The organism is uncultured Neptuniibacter sp., assembly GCF_947498015.1.
Lineage (GTDB): Bacteria > Pseudomonadota > Gammaproteobacteria > Pseudomonadales > Balneatricaceae > Neptuniibacter.
This window is the reverse complement of sequence record NZ_CANMIR010000008.1, coordinates 22,411-42,419: the sequence shown is the minus strand read 5'-3', so window position 1 is coordinate 42,419 and position 20,009 is coordinate 22,411. Positions and strand designations below refer to the sequence as shown.

The window sequence follows — 20,009 nt, the reverse complement described above, 5'->3', positions numbered from 1 at the left end:
TCGCAGAAGCGTTTCGGGCTGAGCGCTGCGGTTTTAACCGCGCGCTCGTAGTAATAGATTATGTCAGTCGTAATTTAGAGGTTTCTGCACTCGTGCAGGTAGGGGTCAATCCAGAACGACAATCTCACTTAAACCATTCTTTTCAGCAAAAGCGGCCAGCTTACCGTTTTGTTTCATTTTAAGCAGGAAGGCATCTACCTCATTCAGCCATTCGATTTCACCCTTTGGAACTGCGTATGCGTAATCGGTTTTGGCTAATGGTTCTGTTGGCTTCAGGAGTACTGCCCAATCTGTCAGTTTTGCCATACGTGTACCATAGGGGTAATCGGTCATGAATACATCTGCACGGCCACTCATAACCTCCTGTTCACGCGCTTTGAAGCTATCTACAACTGATATTTCAGCTTTGTTGAAGGCCGCCTTAGTCACAGGTTCCATGTAGGTTCCTTTCTGAACAACCGCTACATTTCCGTGTTGATCAATATCGTTCCACTTCGATATTCGGGGATTTCCTTTTGTGCCGACCGCATAGATTCCACTTGAGAGATAGGGCTTGGAAAACTCCATGTAAGGCTTACGGCTATCACGTACACCGACTCCATGCATGGCGATATCGCAGTTGCTCTGTTTGAGGTTAGTAATCAGTTGCGAGAAGGAACTTTCCACAAGACTGAGCCGGACACCAAGTTCCTCTGCGAAGGCATGAGCCATATCTATATCGATCCCTTCCAGTTTCTGTGATCGGGGGTTGCGATAAGTAATCATATAATAGTCAGGCCAGATGCAGACTTTGATCTCACCGGCAGATACAATTTGCTCCGAGCGATCACTTGCAATAACTTGTAGTGGAGTAGCAAGTAAAGCGGATCCCAAAAAGGAAACTATTATCCGATTTAGCTGTTTCATCGAAACCTCTCTGATTCTTGAATGGTTATCCATTAGCTTTGATTTAGTCGCATTTTTCAAGCCCTGAACTTCAGTTGAATGGGTATATAATTTTTTTCATTGATTTGGCTTAAGGTTGTATGAGTAGTCACTCAAATAGAAAAACATCCTCTTTTGCAGCACTGATTTTTGGCGGTGTTGTTTGTTTTGTATGCCTGATTCTCATCACCTTGGGTCATAGCTTTGAGCAAAGTGTTCAAGAACGGAATAACCGGGCATCACTATATTCGCAGATGGTTGAGGAAACACTGTCACGCACTTTTGAAGCATTGGAAGTAACACTTTCATCCCTGGCCAGTGAGTTTTCAAAAGAGCAACTCAATTCTGAAAAAATAGCTGAGCTTAGAGGGCGTCTGATTGAAAGCCTCAGATTTGCACCACAGCTAAGGCAGATTGTAGTAATTAAGGATGGGGCTACACTGATCGATACACGTCAGGCCCCTGCACTGGATATCAACGAAGCTGTGCTTGGGTTTGATGAGAATCAGGTCAGTCAGTTCTCACTGGGTATGATGATAGGCACACAGATCCGCGGCCGCTTCTTCCCCTACAAAGGTTATTTTCCAGATGAGGCTGAATATCGTGAAATTGTCCCGATCGGTCTTGATTTTATCAGTGATACGGGAGAATCCTTTCGCATCATCGCTGCTTTTAACCCCAGTTATATAAAGCGTACGATCAGGGAGTTACCCCTGCATGATCTGGATCGGGTTTATATCACTGATCTGGAAAGCAACTCCTTAATTCAGCACGGGCTATTTGGGCCCTATCAAGCTCAGGTTCGCAATCTTATTACTGAAGCTATCTCTGAAGGGGTGGATGTACTTCAGTTTGATAAGCGCGATGGCTATCTGCCTGAAAATACAACCACCGTTCAATTGGGTGAAAAGTATCCTATTGCTGTTGCCCTGGTTACCAGTCATAAAGGATCACTGCAAAGCTGGGTTAGAGAGAAAAGTAATCTTCTGGTGATCATCTTTATGGTGACACTATCAATGTTCTTCGGTGCGGGTTTTATTATTCGAAGTAACCGTCGTGCTTTAGTGATGGGTGAAGAGGTTCACCTATTATCGGAAGTCGTGGAGCACACCCCAACAGTCATCGTTATTACCGATTCAAAAGGGCTGATTAAGTACGTCAATGAGAGCTTTGAGAGAGAGACTGGTTATAGCCGGTCAGATGTAATCGGCTGCAATCCTAATATTCTGAAATCTGGTGATAAAACAGAGCGTGATTATCAGGAGATGTGGCGGCAGTTGCAGTCCGGTCAAACCTGGATGGGTGAGTTTCACAATAAAAGAAAAGATGGCTCACTATATTGGGAACGTGCCTCTATCGGTCCTTTGAGAGATAGCAATGGGAACATTACGCACTTCATTGCATTGAAACAGCCGATTGATAAAGAGAAGCAGGCGGAGCAAAAGCAGCGTTTGGCATCGACCGTTTTTGACTCGGCAACGGAAGCCATTATGGTGACCAATACTGATAAACATATTGAGATGGTTAACCCCGCGTTCCAGCAGATAACGGGCTACTCTGAAAAAGAGGTTCTGGGTAAAACGCCGTCATTACTCAAGTCGGGTAAACACTCCGCAGAATTTTATGACTCTCTTTATCATGTATTAAAAGAACGTGGTGCCTGGGAGGGGGAGATCTGGAACCGTAGAAAAGATGGTGAAATCTACCCACAATGGCTGATGATCTCATCACGGTATGATCAGGAAGGAAACCTGGAAGGGTATGTGGCACTGTTTGCTGATATTACCAAACGGAAGAAAGATGAAGCGCTGATTCGTCAGCAGGCAAACTATGATTCAATCACAGCACTACCCAATCGAAATCTGTTTACTGATCGGCTGAATCAGGCTCTCTCTATAGCTGACAGGAACAAAACGAAAACTGCGCTGCTATTTATCGATCTGGATCGATTTAAATATGTGAATGATACCTACGGGCATCATATGGGCGATCTGTTGTTGCAGCAGGTCGCTGATCGCCTCCGGGCTGAAGTTCGAAAAAGTGATACTGTTGCGAGACTGGGAGGAGATGAATTTGCCGTTATTATCTCGAATTTACAGCAGCAACATGTGGTTGAAAAAGTCGCTACTAAAATCCTTGATAGTCTTGCCAAACCCTATCAGCTGAATGAAAACGAGGCGTTTATCTCTTGTAGTATTGGTATCGCCTTTTATCCAGACCATAGTACGCGCCCTGAAACGCTGATTGTCAACGCCGATAGCGCTATGTACAAAGCGAAAAAGAAGGGGCGTAACACCCATGAATACTTCAACGAAGCGTTGAACAGAGACTTTAATAAACGCCGTTCAATTGAAAAAGATCTTTATCAGGCACTTAAACGAGATGAGTTTTTTCTGGTATATCAACCGATCTGGAATATTGACCGAACTCGGGTCGAGTCAGTTGAAGCCCTTATACGGTGGAAACATCCTGAAAAAGGGCTGATCCCTCCGGTTCACTTTATCCCACTGGCGGAGGAATCCAGCCTGATTCATGAGATCGGTGATTGGGTGATTGAACGCTGCTGTCAGTTTGCAAAGCGGTTGCAGGATAACTACAGCCATCCGCCTAAAATCAGCTTCAATGTCTCCAGTTTGCAGTTTATGCGAAGCGGTCTTGACCGAACCATCAAAAGGGAACTGGATCGCAATGGCATCAAAGGTAGCGCGCTAACGGTTGAGATTACTGAAAGTGTTCTGTTAATTGATGAAAAGAAAATTGATGACCAGCTCTATCAGATTGAATCGATGGGGATGCAGATATCGGTCGATGATTTTGGAACGGGCTTTTCATCGTTGAGTTATCTCAAGAAATACCCAATCCAGCGTATTAAAATTGATAGGTCATTTATTCAGGACTTAGAGCGGGACAGTGATGGTCGTGCGTTGGTTGCAGGCATAATTTCACTGGCCAACTCTCTCTCACTGAAGACCGTTGTGGAAGGGGTAGAAACTGAGGGGCAGCTTGCCTTAATAAGGGAATATGGCGATCCGCTGATTCAGGGGTACCTCTTTAATAAGCCAATGACAGATGAGAATCTGATGGCATTGCTCAATGAAAAATAGCTCAGAAATACCAAGAAATTAGCAAAAAGGGATGATCCAATTCTGTGGGAAAGGGGTGTTAGAAGGTCAGCTTCCGACCCGAAGCTGTCCTATGAGGTATGCCTCTTTGATCTTATCTCTGGCAAATTGATTAAACCTGTATAAGAATCAAATGTAACCATCCTCCAATTCTGCCGAGAAGGACACAGATTGCTGGGGATGAGAACACAGGTCGTTTTATCCGGAATTGAAAGCTACCCTCTTACTGATTTTTCTTCTGAATCAAATGGCTATTGTTAAATTTCGCTGGTATTAAGCGCAGAAAAATCCCCCAGGTTGATATACAAATGTTCGCGCGTGGGAGGGGAGCCTTGTTATAGCTATAGATCGGAAAGCAAGTTCAAAAGCCACCGGATTGCCGAAGGAATTCATTGATCGGCTAGCGCCCCCTTTTGTGCAATTCTTGCATATGCAGTCAGCCGGTGGGGCGATACTAATTTTTTTCATCATTACCGCACTCGTTCTATCCAACTCACCGTGGGATCACATTTACGAGCACGCGTTGGAGCTAAAGATCGGTTTTCAGTTTGGCGCACTGGAGTTTACACGATCACTACGAGAGTGGATCAACGATGGCTTGATGACTCTGTTTTTTTTTCTGGTCGCTTTGGAGCTAAAGCGGGAGTTGGTTCTCGGAGAATTGAAAAAGCCTCGAATGGCTGCTCTATCAATAGCCGCCGCCTTAGGTGGTATGGTCGTTCCTGCTTTGATATATCTATTGCTGCAAGTAGGACAACCCGGTCAGGATGGTTGGGGGACGGTAATGGCAACCGATACAGTATTTGTTGTTGCTTGCCTGACTCTAGTGGGCTCACGTATTCCGAAAAGCTTGCGAGTGTTTATGCTGTCTTTGGCGATCGTTGACGATATTGGTGCGATTCTTGTCGTAGCCATCGGCTACACTAGCAACATCAACTGGAGCGTATTAGCGGTAGCAGCACTTGGCATCGTATTTGTTCGCACAATGGCAGTTATCGGCTTTCGAAGCTTTCCCCTCTACTTCCTCGTGGGCGGGGTCATCTGGTTCGCAATTGATGCGTCCGGAATCCACGCCACCATCACCGGCGTGATACTAGGTTTGATGACTCCGGCGCGCCGATGGGTCAGCAATGAACGTCTGTACGCGATCTTGGATCAGGTCATTGCTCATCCAACCAGTGATGAAAGTAGTAGGGACACCGTGGATCGACAGACATTGCAGATAGCTGAGATTGCCGCGCGTGAAACGCTGGCTCCAGTGGAGCGAATGGAGATTGCTCTACATCCTTGGGTGGTTTTTGTCATCATGCCATTGTTCGCATTTGCCAACGCCGGGTTGCCTCTAACTTCTAGCGACCTTTTTAGTTCGGTTACAGTGGCGGTATTCTCAGGATTTGTGGTTGGTAAACCTATTGGTATTTTGTTGTTTAGTTGGCTCGCTGTGCGTTTGCATATCGCGGTCCGTCCCCCGGAACTTACTTGGCGGTTGCTTGCAGGCGGCAGCCTGCTCGCCGGAATTGGCTTCACCATGGCGCTGTTTATAGCAAACCTCGCTTATAGCCAGAATATTGTCGATAGCGCTAAACTGGGAATATTCCTAGCATCCATTGTTTCCGCAGCGGCGGGTCTCGCACTGTTAATGTGTTCGCCTGAACGTGGCAATATTTCCTCAAGTGAGCCGCGAATGAAACGGTGAGTCATACCATCATTTCGCAATGACAACAGTTGTGGTATTTGTAGCCAAGAGCATTTATAAAGCATTCAAAAAAGGACGCGAAAAACCGTCAACGCAGTTCAGGATGGACATTATTCGTTTTTTTCGATGTCCTGCTTGATTGTATCCAATCTTTCTTTTTGCTCCTCGCTATTTTGCATCAGCATCGAACCAGCTCTGCGAGTAGCAGTAAAACGCTCAGTGTTATCAAGTGCCTCAGATAGTTCTGCCAGCCTTTCGTTGATTGAACGAAAGAGCATCAAGTCCAGCCCATCCACATCTTTAAGTGCTTGGGTTGCCTGCCTGAGTAGGAAGGGAAGTGATTCCAGGATAGTGTCTTCTATGGGTTGCTTCGCTAATTTGGACTGTAGTTTAGTGCGATCCTCTAGCCATAACAAAAGCTCTTTTACCTCCTCAGTGAATAGTACTGCCGCAACATGGGGAGGGAGGCGGTCAACTCGGGCATTGAATGAGGCCACAGTGATGTGGGTTTCCTTACCTGAAACTTTATCTTTGATAATGCGAATGCAGTTAATCGTGTTGCCTTTGGTAATGAATTCCATAGCTACTTCCTCGTGACAGAGCACCTTCTCTATCAGCTTCAGTGACAACCTAAAAGTAGACCTAGAGGAGAACAATTACCAATAGATAGTCTTGCGCCCATGTCTGTGGGGTAGCTGCGAGTTGGGGAGGATCACCAGCAAAAGCAAAAATCAGGTGGCTGTGAAAGTCTGGTTTGTGCCGTTATCTGACCTACTTGCTAAATACATACATGGCATAAGGCAGACCCCTACTGCATTAACTCCAAAAAAGCAGCCTAGCCAGCTGCTTTTTTTGTTCCCATTTCATTCTAAACGAGATTCGACATTGGGAATCGAAACTGATTATCAAAATGGATAACCCTAAGCTATAGTTTATACCGTTATCTTATCTGGACTCTTTTACAACAATTGCGTAATCAGGTTTCGGGGAAAAGAGAATCCCCATTGCGAGACGCGACAGGGGATTAAGGAAGGGAGTTCGTTGAGCTAATGCTATGCACTGTGACGGCTGATAAACATCGCTGTCACGGTATCCATGGTGTTGATATGATTTACAAACCAACTGACCACTGTTTCATTCAAATATAACCCCAGTAGTTCTCGGTTATACTCCTGGTTCCACTGCTCTATGACACCGCGTAGCTCTTCCAAAACGCGTTCATGCTCTCCTTTATGACAGCTGTAGGGTGGAAAGTTGACCCGTAGCATCTGCTCCTCTTCCCGTGCGAAATGTTCGATGTTGTGTTGGTAAAAAGCCTGCATCGCTTCAGTGACTGCAAGATCATCACCTGTCTCCAGGCTATCCAGAATTGTGTTGAGCATATCAACAGCTTCCTGGTGATCATCGTTCATAAATGCCATGGCTACCTGAGGGATAGCGGCAGAATCTATATGTGCCATCGGGTCTCTCCAGAGTTTAACTGTATGCATCATACCTCCTGCCAGAGTGGCATGGATTGATATGCATCAAAACATATATTATGAATACATTAATCTAGAACTTACTAAATAGATCCTGTAATTATTTGATGCGACTTTTGTCTATGCTAACTCAGTAACCGGTTGGCGTTGAAACTGGTAACTGAGCTGCCTGATTAATTTTCCTGTTGTCTCTTATCTTGATGAAAATAAAGGTTTTTTGGGGTTGGCCTAAAAATTGCCATAGATGTAGCTGAAAGCTTTTATAACAAAAATGATAACGCGCGTTACTCTGTTTTCGGCCCAAAAGGCTATGCGGTAAACGTGCCTTCAGTGCTTCACACTGGCGGAGAGACACATGTCCCAAATTGAAACCTTCTACGAGGTCATGCGACGGCAGGGTATTACACGTCGTAGCTTCCTGAAATATTGTAGTCTGACAGCAGCTGCGCTGGGCCTGGGCCCAACCTTTGCTCCTAAGATCGCCCATGCCATGGAAACAAAAGAGCGCACGCCTGTGCTCTGGTTACATGGTCTTGAGTGTACCTGCTGTTCAGAATCATTTATTCGCTCTGCACACCCTCTGGTGAAGGACGTCGTATTATCGATGATCTCGCTGGATTACGACGACACTCTGATGGCATCAGCGGGTCATCAGGCGGAGGCGATTCTTGAAGAGACAATACAGAAATATAAGGGTAAATATATTCTGGCCGTAGAAGGTAACCCACCTCTGAACGAAGATGGCATGTTCTGTATTGTGGGGGGTAAGCCATTCCTGGATCAGCTAAAACATGCTGCAAAAGATGCTGCTGCGATCATCGCATGGGGGTCTTGTGCTTCTTGGGGCTGTGTTCAGGCTGCGCGACCAAATCCTACTCAGGCAGTACCTATTCATAAAGTCATTACGGATAAGCCGATCATCAAGGTTCCGGGTTGTCCTCCCATCGCAGAGGTAATGACCGGTGTCATCACCTATATGCTGACCTTCGGTAAGTTACCTGAACTTGATCGTCAGGGACGTCCAAAGATGTTCTACAGTCAACGCATTCACGATAAATGTTATCGACGCCCTCATTTTGACGCAGGACAGTTTGTTGAGAAGTGGGACGATGAGGGGGCCCGCAAAGGTTACTGCCTTTATAAAGTTGGCTGCAAAGGGCCAACAACCTATAACGCGTGTTCAACCGTTCGCTGGAACGAAGGGACCTCCTTCCCGATTCAGGCTGGCCACGGTTGTATCGGTTGTTCAGAAGATGGCTTCTGGGATAAGGGCTCCTTCTATGATCGTCTGACCGATATTCACCAATTCGGGATCGAGAAGAACGCCGATGAGATCGGAACAGCTGTTGCTGGTGGCGTAGGTGCAGCGATTGCAGCACATGCTGCAGTGAGCGCGATTAAGCGTGCGCAACATAAAGGAGATCAGGAATAATGAATAACCCGTTGAATGCAAAGAGTTTAGATAACAGCGGGCGCCGCATAGTTGTTGATCCCGTGACCCGTATTGAAGGCCATATGCGCTGTGAAGTGAATGTGGATGAGAACAATATTATCCGTAATGCGGTTTCAACCGGAACCATGTGGCGCGGCCTTGAAGTAATTCTTAAGGGGCGTGATCCGCGTGATGCCTGGGCTTTTGTAGAGCGAATCTGTGGTGTGTGTACAGGTACTCATGCTCTGACATCTGTACGAGCGGTTGAGGATGCGTTAGGTATTCAGGTTCCCCTCAATGCACATCTTATCCGTCATATGATGGATAAAACACTACAGATACATGATCACATCGTTCATTTCTATCATCTGCATGCCCTGGACTGGGTAAATCCGGTTAATGCTCTTAAAGCAGACCCAAAAGCCACCTCTGAACTGCAGCAGATGGTTTCGCCGCATCATCCGAAATCCAGCCCTGGCTATTTTAAAGATGTGCAAACCCGTCTGAAGAAGTTTGTTGAAACCGGACAGCTGGGTCTGTTTGCCAATGGCTACTGGGATAACCCTGCATACAAGCTTCCACCGGAAGCGGATCTGATGGCAGTGGCCCACTATCTGGAAGCGCTGGATCTGCAGAAAGATATTGTAAAGATCCATACAATTTTTGGCGGTAAAAATCCGCACCCGAACTACATGGTGGGTGGTGTTGCATGTGCCATCAATCTTGATGGTGTTGGTGCTTCAGGTGCTCCGGTAAATATGACCAGTCTGAACTTTGTTCTGGAGCGTATCCGGGAAGCTCAGGCATTTACTAAAAATGTTTATCTGCCTGACGTGATGGCTGTGGCGAGTATCTATAAAGACTGGCTGCATGGAGGCGGTCTTGCGTCTCAAAATGTGCTCTCTTATGGCACCTATACTCAGGTGCCTTATGACAAGTCGACGGATCTGCTGCCAGCGGGTGCTATCGTAAACGGTAATTGGGATGAGATATTACCGGTTGATGTGCGTGACCCTGAACAGATTCAGGAGTTTGTAGATCACTCCTGGTACAACTACGAGGGTGGTAAGAAAGGGTTGCACCCATGGGAGGGGGAAACCCAGCCTAACTTTGAGTTAGGTCCTAATACAGTGGGCACCAAAACAAATATTAAAGAGATCGACGAATCTGCTAAGTACAGCTGGATTAAAGCGCCACGTTGGCGTGGTCATGCGATGGAAGTAGGGCCATTAGCGCGTTACATCATCGCATATGTATCTGGTAAGGAGTATGTACAGGAGCAGGTTGATCGTTCACTTGCTGGCTTTAACCAGGCAACGGGCCTTGATCTGGGACTGAAGCAGTTCCTGCCTTCAACACTGGGTCGGACCTTAGCCCGGGCTCTGGAGTGCGAATTGTGCTGCGATACGATGCTGGATGACTGGCATCAGTTGGTCAATAACATCAAGAACGGTGACAGTTCGACCGCAAATGTTGAAAAGTGGGATCCCAGTAGTTGGCCGAAAGAAGCAAAAGGGGTCGGGATTAATGAAGCGCCTCGCGGTGCACTGGGCCACTGGATCAAAATCAAAGATGGCAAAATTGATAACTATCAGGCGATCGTTCCGACAACCTGGAATGGATCACCGCGTGATAGTGAAGGCAATATCGGTGCATTTGAAGCGTCACTGTTGGATACACCAATGGAGCGCCCTGATGAACCCGTAGAGATCCTTCGTACCCTGCATAGTTTCGATCCATGTCTGGCATGTTCCACACATGTCATGTCCGAAGATGGGCAGGAACTAACAAAGGTGAAAATTCGCTAAGAGAACTGGTACGGACCTCCGTACCGCTTCTCAGGAGGCTATAGAGATGACTGCATCTGTTAAAAAAGGCGAGTCAGTTAAAGATCAGGAAGTAGCCGTGCAGGGAAACACATCCGAAGAGATGATTACACGGAAGCAGACTGCTGTATATGTGTATGAGGCACCTCTTCGTTTGTGGCACTGGGTGACAGTATTATCGGTGATCACACTCTGTATCACGGGTTACTTTATTGGCGCACCGCTGCCTGCTATGCCGGGTGAAGCCAGTGATAACTACCTTATGGGGTATATCCGCTTCGCTCATTTTACCGCTGGGTATATCGTAGCAATTGCATTTGTGGGGCGAATCTACTGGGCATTTGTCGGCAATCACCATGCGCGAGAACTATTTCTGCCACCATTTTTTAGTGGGAAATTCTGGCGTGAAGTTGGGCATGAGGTGCGTTGGTACCTGTTCCTGGAGAAAACGCCAAAAAAATATATTGGCCATAATCCATTAGGCCAGTTGGCGATGTTCTCATTCTTTGTTGTGGGGATTACCTTCATGATCATTACCGGTTTTGCTCTTTACTCCGAAGGATTAGGGCAGGAAAGCTGGGCAGATATGCTGTTTGGATGGGTGATACCGCTGATGGGGCAGAGTCAGGATGTGCACACCTGGCACCATCTGGGAATGTGGTATCTGATAACGTTTGTGATGATCCACGTATATGTGGCGATTCGTGAAGATATCATGTCCCGTCAGAGCCTGATCTCCACGATGGTGGGGGGATGGCGTATGTTTAAGGATGACCGACCTGATTGAGTAGTTTTTACCAAGCCCTTTCCGGGTTTACCCGGAGGGGCACTGTACGCTCCTATCATCTTGTTTGTGTTTTTCTGCCGGGGCTTGCCCCGGTTTTTTTATTTTGAGGTGCTCTGTTGCAGCCAGAAGATTCGATCCATACGCAACGGTGGCGCTATGCCTCCCGGCGGCCCGAACATCCCGGCGCTTTGCTGGAACGTTGTTATCTGCGTCCTCTGAAGATCAGTCAGTCGGATCTCGCGCGCCAGCTCGGCATCTCTCGTCGTCGTGTCAATGAGATTGTTAATGGGCAGCGCGCGATAAGTGCAGACACCGCATTAAGGCTGGCAGAGTTCTTTCATACGACCCCTATGTTCTGGTTGGAGAAACAACAGCTATGGGAGCTTTATGAAGCCAGTCGTAAATAAACGGGGAGGTTTTTAACAATATTTGTTAAAAACATAAGGAATTTGTGGAATTGGGTTGTATCTGTACAAATCAAGATTAAGCTATAGTCATTCTACTCACAGTAAGGTCAAAATTAAGGATGATCGTGTCTGACCTAAAGGTAGTTAAATCATATGCTTCCTCTTCACTGAGATATATCGTCTCGGGTCTTTTGTTTCTGTTTCTTTCATCGCTTTGTTACGCTCAAATTGACCTCTCTACCCCTTTGTCAGAATCTCTTGGTGAACATGTCACCTTTATTCCCGAACCGGGGCAGTCATTGGACATTAATCAGGCCCGGGCCCTCTTAAAGCTGGAGGGAATTCAGTCAGACCAGTCGGTATTGAGCTTTGGCATCAATGCAAGGCCGGTCTGGCTAAAGCTAACGGTGAATAATCCTGATCGTTTTGTCGTGAACCGGTCAGTAAAGTTTGAGACCTCCTGGCTGGATAAAATTGAAGCCTATCAACTGCAGAAAGGAAAACTGCTTGATTATAAAACGGGTGGTGATGCGATCCCATTCTCTTTACGTCAGCATGGTGACCGCTTTGTCAGTTTCTCCTTTGCTTTTCAACCGGGGGTTGCTGAACTTTACTTCCGGGTTGAAGCAGAGGATCCACTGGTTGTACCGATCTATATTCTGACCGATCAGCAACTGGAGAAGATCGATGTTCAGAACGGTTATGTTTATGGACTGCTATATGGCTTTCTAATCGCTCTGCTGGCGTATAACGCTCTTCTAACCTTTAGCTTGAATAGCCGTAGGTATCTGTTCTATTCGCAATATCTACTGTTTTTCCTGCTGATGAATCTATCCTATACAGGGCATGCGTTTCAGTGGCTTTGGCCTGAAATGGTAACCTGGCAACGCTGGTCCAATCCGCTTTTGATGGTGCTTTACGCAGTTTCAGGACTCTTTTTTGCGCAACGGTTTCTGGCAATGCGTCACTATCTGCCGCGCTTGAACCGCTTTATCAATGTACTAACCAGCTGTTCTCTACTGTTATCGATAGCAGCAATATTTCTTAATGATGCAGTGTTCATGCTCTACATCGCATTTATCATGATCCCTGTTTTCTCCGTGTTGATGATCTTTTCAGGGGCGCTCGCGCTCTATCAGGGGATGAAAGAAGCACGCTATTTCCTGGCAGCAACGCTTTTTGCAACCATCGGAGCGATCTGTACTGCGCTCACAGTTTCAGGTGTCGTTACATATCGCCCCATCGGTTTTCATGCTGTGGAGGTCGGCATGCTGATCGAGGCGATTTTGTTCGCTCTGGCTCTGGCCTACCAGTTCCGAATTGATCAGGAGAGTAAAATTAAAGCTGAAAGATTGGCGGATATCGATCAACTGACAGGGCTCTACAATCGCCGTGGTTTTGAGAAGATCAAAGAGCCAATCTTCAGTACAGCGATCCGCAAACAGCGTAACCTGAGCCTGATGATTCTGGATATTGATCATTTCAAATCGATCAACGATAGCTACGGTCATGGTGTCGGTGATCTGGTGCTTCAGCAACTAGCTGATATTTTGTTAGCGGAGGTAAGAACCGGTGATGTGATCAGTCGCTGGGGTGGGGAGGAGTTTCTGCTCTTACTGCCGGAAACTGATCTACAGGAGGGGGTTTCTCTAGCTGATAGATTGTTAGTGAAGGTAGCTCAACTCTCCCTGAGCTATAAAGGTGAGCCCGTGAGTGTGACAGCCAGTATCGGTGTTTCCAGCCTGAGAACAGATGCTCAGAACTTTTCGATCTTACTGAATGAAGCGGACAAATACCTTTATGAAGCGAAACGCTCTGGCCGTAATCAGGTGGGTTACGATAAAAACTCGGAGCAAAATATTGTACTGACTCACGAGGTTTCTGGAGAGACCTAGCCGACATCAGTAACTCCAATTATTTAGGAGTACTTGAATCCCTTAATTCTGAATCGCATGCTTGATATAGGCGCGGCAGACATTTCTGGTTAGATTCATCAAGAGGATGAATGATTGTTCACCTGCAATTTCTGGCAGGGTGGCAAACACAGGGTTTCTGATATGAAGCACTATAGACCCTTCAATTGCTGTTACATCACCAATCACCGGATGCATAGAAAGCATACTGATAAAACCAACGCATTCACCTGGTTTGAGAATATTCACAATTTGGTTTTGATGCTCAGGCCCGCAGTATAGAGTGATTTCGCCATCGATGAGGATGTAGAACCCATTGGGGGACTCATCTTCCCGGAATAGAAGGTCGCCCGGTTCTGTTCGGTATATTTCGCACTGATTAACCAGATGTTCTACAAAATCCTGATTCAGAGCACCAAACACTGATAACTCCTGAAGGTGTTCGGTGGTAAATTCGTGATCAAATTGATCTCTACTCAACTGCATCATGGTAACTATCTCAATACCTCTTATTTCAGAGTAGTTCAATCATTGCTGGCTTGCATGATAAGACCCCAGGTGACCAGCAACCGGTATAAACGCTAAATCTTCTATTCTTATTGATGGCTTGTAAATGTATTAGGTATTTAACTTTGTGATGACCGCAAATCCCTAAATCTGTTGATTGATTCCTACCCCGTTATATCGATTGGATCTAGCAGAGCTGATTCGCTTTACGGAATCGGCCCTGATAATCAAAGATCCGCTCCTGTACCCGCCAGAATTTTTTATGTTGGCGAGCGATGACAAAATCTGGCGCGCTCATCAGAGGAGCATATGCCATTGCCTCTTTGATATTTGAGAATGATTGTGGTGCCTGAGAATCGGCTATGCGGCGGCCAAACAGATGGTTGAACAGATTGCGCTGAGCTCTTTTAGAAAAGTTAAATGACTCGCTGACTGATTCGCCATCTTCCCCGTGGTAGACCACTTTGATCGATCCTTCCTGAGCGATCAGTTCAATACCGGAGCAGCGGAGCACCATTGAGTTTTTGAGTTTCAACGCATCTTTCAACTGGTCGTCAGGATCGATGATCGCCTGCTGGCACTGATGGCACCTGCGAGCGGCGATATCATTTTCAGCTTGGCAGTGGGGGCACTCTTTAAAGCGGAATCGGTAATCACACTGAACAGGCTTCTCGGTAACACCGTCTGGTTGTTCTAATAACCCCTGACAGCGGCGGCCGTAATGTTCAGTCACCTTTCTATCACTGTCGGTTTTACCCCAGAATATATTGGCAAATCCGCAACCAGGGCAGAACACCTGTACCGGTTCGGTATCAGGGGCAGGGCGCTTCTCACCGACTTCAGGGTAATGGAGGTTAAAGTTGTTACCGGCATAATCGATAACCAGACACTCTGTCTTGTTCTCTGAAAGGCGTAAACCTCGTCCAACGATCTGTTGATAGAGGCTGACCGACTGCGTTGGCCTGAGAATCGCGATGAAATCTACATGTGGTGCATCAAAACCGGTGGTGAGGACCGCTACATTCACAAGAAATTTAATTTTACGGCTTTTGAAAGCATCGATCAGCTTATCGCGCTCCTGTAGAGCCGTGTTGCCGGTGATCAAAGCACTGTTAAAAGAAGGGAGGTAGCTGACAATCTCTTTGGCATGGTCGACCGTTGCCGCGAAGATCATAACGCCCTGTCGATCAGCAGCAAGTGTCACCACCTGTTCAATGATTGAGCGGGTAACTCGCTGATGTTTGGAGAGCAATGTATTCACATCCTTTTCGGCATACTCTCCCCAGCGGTTTTGCTCCAATGCTGAAAAATTATACTGCTCGATTGTTGCGTCAACGAGGCGAGGTGGTGTCAGGTATCCTTTGCTGATCATAAAGCTCAAAGGGAGCTCATAAATGCAGTTTTTGAAGGGTTTCTCCTGCTCACTACGGGCAAATCCACGGTAGTGATACTGATATATCCAACCCATTTGGAGCCGATAGGGGGTAGCAGTTAGACCGAGTACTTTCAGGTTGTTATTGGTGTTTTTTAGCTGGGTGATGATCTTACCGTACTGACTGTTCTCATCCTCATTAAACCGATGACACTCATCTATGATAATAAGCGAGTATTGATCTGTGAAATCGTCCAGGTTAGCTGCAACTGACTGAACACTGGCGAAAGTGACTTGAAGCTGCCTCTCCTTGCGGTTGAGCCCTGCTGCGAAAATCCCTCCACTCAGACCATAGCTCTCATATTTAGCATGGTTTTGTTCGACCAGCTCCTTTACATGGGTCAGTACCAGAATTTTTCGACGCGCAAGTCGGGCCAGTTCTGCAATGACCAGGCTTTTACCCGAACCGGTTGGAAGGACGATAACCGCCGCATCATCGGTCTTTCTAAAATGAGTAAGGGTAGCGTCAACGGCTTCCTGCTGATACGGTCGGAGTGTGAAGGTGGCTGTCATGCTAAAGGTCGGGTTCTGAATAGAGCGTTTAATGATACCTCAACAATGTTCCTTTGTGCGCTGAAGTATTGCATATCGGGAGGTTGTTAATCCGATAGGGAAAAGGAATCAAAACAGCTCCTGAGCAGTGCAAAAGCTCTTTTGAGATCAGGCCTGTTTCGGTAGTTACACCCAATAACCAAACCGTTCAGCTCCTTGTGACCCAATGCATAACTGGATAGCGCGCGTATACCTAAACCAGCCTCGGCCAGTCGAGAAACCAACTCGTGGTCTGGGATCTTTTGAGGCAGTCCCAACACGATATGCATGCCTCCTTCGTCACTGAGTAGTGGAAGTTCAGCTAATGGACTCTCTGATATAAACTGCAGAATCTCCTCCTGCCGCTGCTTATAAAACTCACGCATCCGTTTGAGGTGACGTGAGTAGTATCCTCGCTCAATAAAAATTGCAGTTGCTATCTGAGCGGGTACGGAGAGTGTTCCATCAAATAGACGTCTGGCCTGAGTGAATAGTGGAACCAGGGTCTGGGGCAGCACCAGGTAGCCCAAACGTAATCCAGGAAACATGGTGCGGCTAAAGGTTCCTGTGTAAATAACCCTCTCAGTTTTACTGATCGCGAAGAGTGCAGAGACAGGGCGCCCTGCCGCAAACTCTGAATCATAGTCATCTTCAAGGATCCAGCTATTATGAGTCTCAGCCCAGTGGATCACCTCAAGGCGTCGTTCAAGAGGAAGGGTATGCCCCAACGGGAAATTGCGTGAGGGGGTGATATTGATCATACGCCCATCTGGCAGTGCCCCTTGTTTATAGAGGTCTACCGTTTTAATTTGGCAGCCCGCCGCTTTTAAAACGCCCGAAGTTCCAGGAAAACCAGGGGTTTCAACCAGTACAGTTTCACCGACATTGGTTAGCAGTTGGGCGACCATAAAGGCTGCTTGTTGTGAGCCCGATGTAATTAAGATCTGCTCTGACGTAACTTCAATACCTCGAGTGTGTAACAACAGGTGACGGATCTGCTCACGCAGTCGGACTTCACCTGCAGGAGGGCTTGCGTTTAAGGAGGAATTGACTGTCGCCTGATTCAAGGAACGTTTCCATTGATTCAGGGGAAATTCCTGCAGGAGAGGGACGCCGGGTTGAAGCTGAAGGCTGTTTGTGGGATTCAGTTTAGGGAGTGCTAACAGCTGTTTGGCATAATCGGTGAGATGAATTGGGGCTGGGCGTTTAGGATCAACGGAATCTACCTCTTTTTGTAATAACTTATCTGATAGATCAACCACATAGCTACCTGCGCCTACACGCGTTTCGACAAACCCCTCTGCGATCAGTATCTCATAAGCGGTTTTTACTGTATTACGGGCGATCTTAAGTTCAGCGGCCAACGCTCTAGAAGCGGGCAGCCGGCTACCTCCTGTGAGATGTCCCTGTAGGATTAACCGCTGAAAATGTCTGAATAGTAGGCGGTAATCTGATTCCCCTGACTCTCGCGGAAGGGTTTTAAGTTTCTGAATCAGTGATGGGTCAATCATTCTTAAAATGGGCCTAATTGTATTTTAAAAATGGACCTTTATTAGACCTTATCTGGGATTTAATCTCGATAAAAATAAAGGAGTTTGACCATGAGCAGATTTGAAGTGACAGATAGAACACAGTTGAAGCGGGGCGCAAAGCGTGGTTCCTATGATAAAGAGGTGATATTCAGAATCATGGATGAGGCTTATGTTTGTCATGTCGCTACGCAGATGAAGGGGCGTCCATTGATCCAACCCACCCTGCACTGGCGTGATCAGGAGTACCTATATATCCATGGTTCAAGTAAAAATGGCTTATTCAGGGCGCTTAAGGAGGGCCAGGAAGCTGTTATTGCGATTACGCTACTGGATGGGTTGGTCTTTGCTAAATCCGCTTTTCATCACTCTGTTAACTATCGCAGTGTCATGCTCTATGGACAAGCATCTACAGTGGATGAACCCGATCAGAAACGCCGGTTACTCGACCTGATGTTAGAAAAAATCAGAGTGGGCCGCTCACTGGAAGCAAGACCCCCTAACGATACGGAGATGAAGGCGACAGAAGTTCTGGCATTCAAAATAAGTGAGGTTTCAGCCAAGGTTCGAACCGGGGGGCCTGTAGACGACCCTGAAGATCAGCTGTTGGATATTTGGTCAGGTGTGCAACCTATGAGTCTTACGTTGGGGGAGTTGGTTTTGGAGTGACGTTATTTCAGTGTTCTTCAGGGAACTGTTCTATGGTTGCTGTGGTCCCAACATGAACAGAAATGAGGAGTGGCTACATGAAGCGTTTTCTAATTGTATTTGCAGTATTATTTTCCGGAATGGTCTCCGCTGCAGACGGCGAAAGAGATGGGCAATTTATTTCGGGTAACCCGGATCAGGTTTGGGATGCTAATCAGTCTGAATGGGTATCACCGGTCAAGTTCTGGCACTCATACGCACAGCGCAGCGGTGGTATTACCTGGGGGCAAACGAGCGAGTATCCAGAGTACAATCAGGTTAAAGAGCATGACACTCTACTGATTGAAGTGGATTCAGGTCTCTGCTTAATGGAGTTTTTTCATAGCCGTTGGCGTAGAGCAAATGATGTCAGGCGTTGGGACCCACAATTTAATGAGTATGCCGGCTGCCCGGATGTATTTCGGTAGGGTATAAAAAAACCGGCCAATAAGGCCGGTTTAAAGTGTATCGCAGCGATTAAGAAGGGGGGTTAATCGTCTGCGTCGTCCTGATCAAACCGGGTCATAAGGTCGCTTAATAACTCGAAGTTATCATCCAGTTTGCTCTGGGATTCTTCATCAGCATCTTTATAGCGAATATCCTGATGGATAAGGCTATCCAGTAGGTTTTCGCTGAACAGAGAGCGGCTTTCCATAAAGTCCAGAGCAGGACTATTCATAAAGCGCTCCATGTTATTCATTAACTGCCCCAGATGTCTTCCATTGTTACCTAGTGGGGCATCCAGCTGTTGAACTTGCTCATAAGCGGCTACTGCTGAGAAGCTTGCCGATTGAGTCATAGTTACATTCAAGTTCATCAATTGAGATTTGTCCATTTCTAATTCAGTCGCTTGGTTAAAAGCGCTCTGAACGTCTCCGCTGTAGAAGTCATCTGCGATCAGGTTAATATCCTGAATCAGTGTGGTGAGTGCATCCAGCTCGTCCTCATTCAGATCTCCTTTAACACTGAAGCTGTAACTACTGCTGGCACTGCGTTCAAGCCCAAAAGAGATAGCGCGACTATCATCATCACTGTATACACCTAATGATGCTGTTTCACTGGCCTGGCTGTTAAAGCGGATAGACACTTTGTCACCCTCTTTGGTCATGACATCCAGAGAGAATGTTTCTGCTTTGGCAAAACGCTCTGCAGCAGAGAGGGAGGTCTGGCGGGACGGCGCTGTTTCATTGGTAGGCGCAAGGCCGGCCAGCGCTTCGAACGTCAGATCTTTAGTTTGCTCAATAGAGGCTGATAGTTCTGGTGTCAGCAACTCCAGATCATTGAGAATATCTGTGGCTTCCTGAAAACCTTTTTCGATACCCGAGAGTGCCGCCTGATACATACGGTCAAGGTCAGCATCTGATGCTCCCCGGGCGCGTGCTTGCTCCAGACCCTGAGCAACAAATCCGGTAATTCGGTCTGCAATTTTCTCAGGTGTATAGTCATTCGCATCGAGCGACTTCATCTCGGATGCGCTCATACCCGGAATATTCTCTGCAAGTGAAGTAACCAGCTGATCGGCAGCAGACGCTGAGCGACCCTCGCTGTCTTTTCCATCCGCAAATCCGCCGGAGACCAGAGATTCCTGGCGTATCTGGCTGTATGCTGTCTGGCTACTCAATAAAACTTGCACGGTAGATTCCTCCACTGAGGCCGGTTGGGGTTAATTAGCCCGAAATCCTCAGATATTCGTATTCGGTTTTTAGGTTATCGTCCGAAGTGGATTTCGCTTTAG

General features: G+C 46.9%; 16 protein-coding genes. 9 read left to right on the top strand and 7 right to left on the bottom strand.

Going from position 1 to position 20,009, the window contains the following annotated elements; translation table 11 throughout:
• Window positions 1–105: 105 nt before the first annotated feature.
• Window positions 106–906, bottom strand: coding sequence for an ABC transporter substrate-binding protein (locus tag Q0882_RS11335; RefSeq protein WP_299181638.1), 801 nt, complete (start codon window positions 904–906; stop codon window positions 106–108).
• Window positions 907–1,025: 119 nt separating this feature from the next.
• On the opposite strand from Q0882_RS11335, the gene Q0882_RS11330 reads away from it, so the two are divergent.
• Both Q0882_RS11330 and nhaA read left to right on the top strand, forming a co-directional pair.
• Window positions 1,026–4,028 carry an EAL domain-containing protein gene (locus tag Q0882_RS11330; RefSeq protein ID WP_299181635.1) on the top strand — a complete coding sequence of 1,001 codons (3,003 nt, stop codon included), beginning with the start codon at window positions 1,026–1,028 and terminating at the stop codon, window positions 4,026–4,028.
• A 448-nt stretch (window positions 4,029–4,476) separates the two neighbouring features.
• The gene (nhaA, locus tag Q0882_RS11325) at window positions 4,477–5,742 is read left to right on the top strand and encodes a Na+/H+ antiporter NhaA (RefSeq protein ID WP_299181633.1); all 1,266 of its coding nucleotides are present in this window, start codon (window positions 4,477–4,479) and stop codon (window positions 5,740–5,742) included.
• Between the two features lie 110 nt (window positions 5,743–5,852).
• Here the strand turns inward: nhaA and Q0882_RS11320 are convergent, their stop codons facing one another.
• Together Q0882_RS11320 and Q0882_RS11315 are read right to left on the bottom strand one after the other, a co-directional pair.
• Entirely contained in the window at window positions 5,853–6,323 is a 471-nt protein-coding gene (locus tag Q0882_RS11320; RefSeq protein ID WP_299181631.1) for a hypothetical protein, read from the bottom strand.
• 471 nt (window positions 6,324–6,794) lie between these two features.
• Window positions 6,795–7,202 (bottom strand): hemerythrin family protein, encoded by a 408-nt coding sequence (locus Q0882_RS11315; protein ID WP_299181628.1) that lies wholly within the window; start codon window positions 7,200–7,202, stop codon window positions 6,795–6,797.
• Window positions 7,203–7,578: 376 nt separating this feature from the next.
• Between Q0882_RS11315 and Q0882_RS11310 the strand changes: the two genes are divergently transcribed.
• The 5 genes from Q0882_RS11310 (at window position 7,579) to Q0882_RS11290 (ending at window position 13,570) form a co-directional block, all read left to right on the top strand.
• Complete coding sequence (locus Q0882_RS11310; protein WP_299181625.1) at window positions 7,579–8,655, top strand: hydrogenase small subunit; 1,077 nt, start codon at window positions 7,579–7,581, stop codon at window positions 8,653–8,655.
• Complete coding sequence (locus tag Q0882_RS11305) at window positions 8,655–10,463, top strand: nickel-dependent hydrogenase large subunit (RefSeq protein ID WP_299181622.1); 1,809 nt, start codon at window positions 8,655–8,657, stop codon at window positions 10,461–10,463. The genes Q0882_RS11310 and Q0882_RS11305 overlap by 1 nt, the downstream gene beginning before the upstream one ends.
• 46 nt (window positions 10,464–10,509) lie before the next feature.
• On the top strand, window positions 10,510–11,268 hold the full coding sequence (cybH, locus tag Q0882_RS11300; RefSeq protein WP_299181621.1) for a Ni/Fe-hydrogenase, b-type cytochrome subunit: 759 nt from the start codon (window positions 10,510–10,512) through the stop codon (window positions 11,266–11,268).
• A gap of 116 nt (window positions 11,269–11,384) precedes the next feature.
• Complete coding sequence (locus Q0882_RS11295; RefSeq protein ID WP_299181619.1) at window positions 11,385–11,675, top strand: HigA family addiction module antitoxin; 291 nt, start codon at window positions 11,385–11,387, stop codon at window positions 11,673–11,675.
• Window positions 11,676–11,800: 125 nt separating this feature from the next.
• On the top strand, window positions 11,801–13,570 hold the full coding sequence (locus tag Q0882_RS11290) for a diguanylate cyclase (protein WP_299181617.1): 1,770 nt from the start codon (window positions 11,801–11,803) through the stop codon (window positions 13,568–13,570).
• A gap of 42 nt (window positions 13,571–13,612) precedes the next feature.
• Here the strand turns inward: Q0882_RS11290 and Q0882_RS11285 are convergent, their stop codons facing one another.
• The 3 genes from Q0882_RS11285 to Q0882_RS11275 all read right to left on the bottom strand — a co-directional run bounded on the left by Q0882_RS11285 (window position 13,613) and on the right by Q0882_RS11275 (window position 17,569).
• Entirely contained in the window at window positions 13,613–14,077 is a 465-nt protein-coding gene (locus Q0882_RS11285) for a cyclic nucleotide-binding domain-containing protein (RefSeq protein ID WP_299181615.1), read from the bottom strand.
• A 205-nt stretch (window positions 14,078–14,282) separates the two neighbouring features.
• A complete protein-coding gene (locus tag Q0882_RS11280) occupies window positions 14,283–16,040 on the bottom strand; it encodes a DEAD/DEAH box helicase (protein ID WP_299181613.1) in 1,758 nt (585 codons plus the stop codon).
• Window positions 16,041–16,126: 86 nt separating this feature from the next.
• On the bottom strand, window positions 16,127–17,569 hold the full coding sequence (locus tag Q0882_RS11275) for a PLP-dependent aminotransferase family protein (RefSeq protein ID WP_299181611.1): 1,443 nt from the start codon (window positions 17,567–17,569) through the stop codon (window positions 16,127–16,129).
• A gap of 90 nt (window positions 17,570–17,659) precedes the next feature.
• On the opposite strand from Q0882_RS11275, the gene Q0882_RS11270 reads away from it, so the two are divergent.
• Both Q0882_RS11270 and Q0882_RS11265 read left to right on the top strand, forming a co-directional pair.
• Complete coding sequence (locus Q0882_RS11270; RefSeq protein WP_299181608.1) at window positions 17,660–18,256, top strand: pyridoxamine 5'-phosphate oxidase family protein; 597 nt, start codon at window positions 17,660–17,662, stop codon at window positions 18,254–18,256.
• Between the two features lie 77 nt (window positions 18,257–18,333).
• Complete coding sequence (locus tag Q0882_RS11265) at window positions 18,334–18,702, top strand: hypothetical protein (RefSeq protein ID WP_299181605.1); 369 nt, start codon at window positions 18,334–18,336, stop codon at window positions 18,700–18,702.
• Window positions 18,703–18,764: 62 nt separating this feature from the next.
• Here Q0882_RS11265 and Q0882_RS11260 read toward each other — a convergent pair whose 3' ends face one another.
• Window positions 18,765–19,907 (bottom strand): DUF5610 domain-containing protein, encoded by a 1,143-nt coding sequence (locus Q0882_RS11260; RefSeq protein ID WP_299181602.1) that lies wholly within the window; start codon window positions 19,905–19,907, stop codon window positions 18,765–18,767.
• Between the last annotated feature and the right edge of the window lie 102 nt (window positions 19,908–20,009).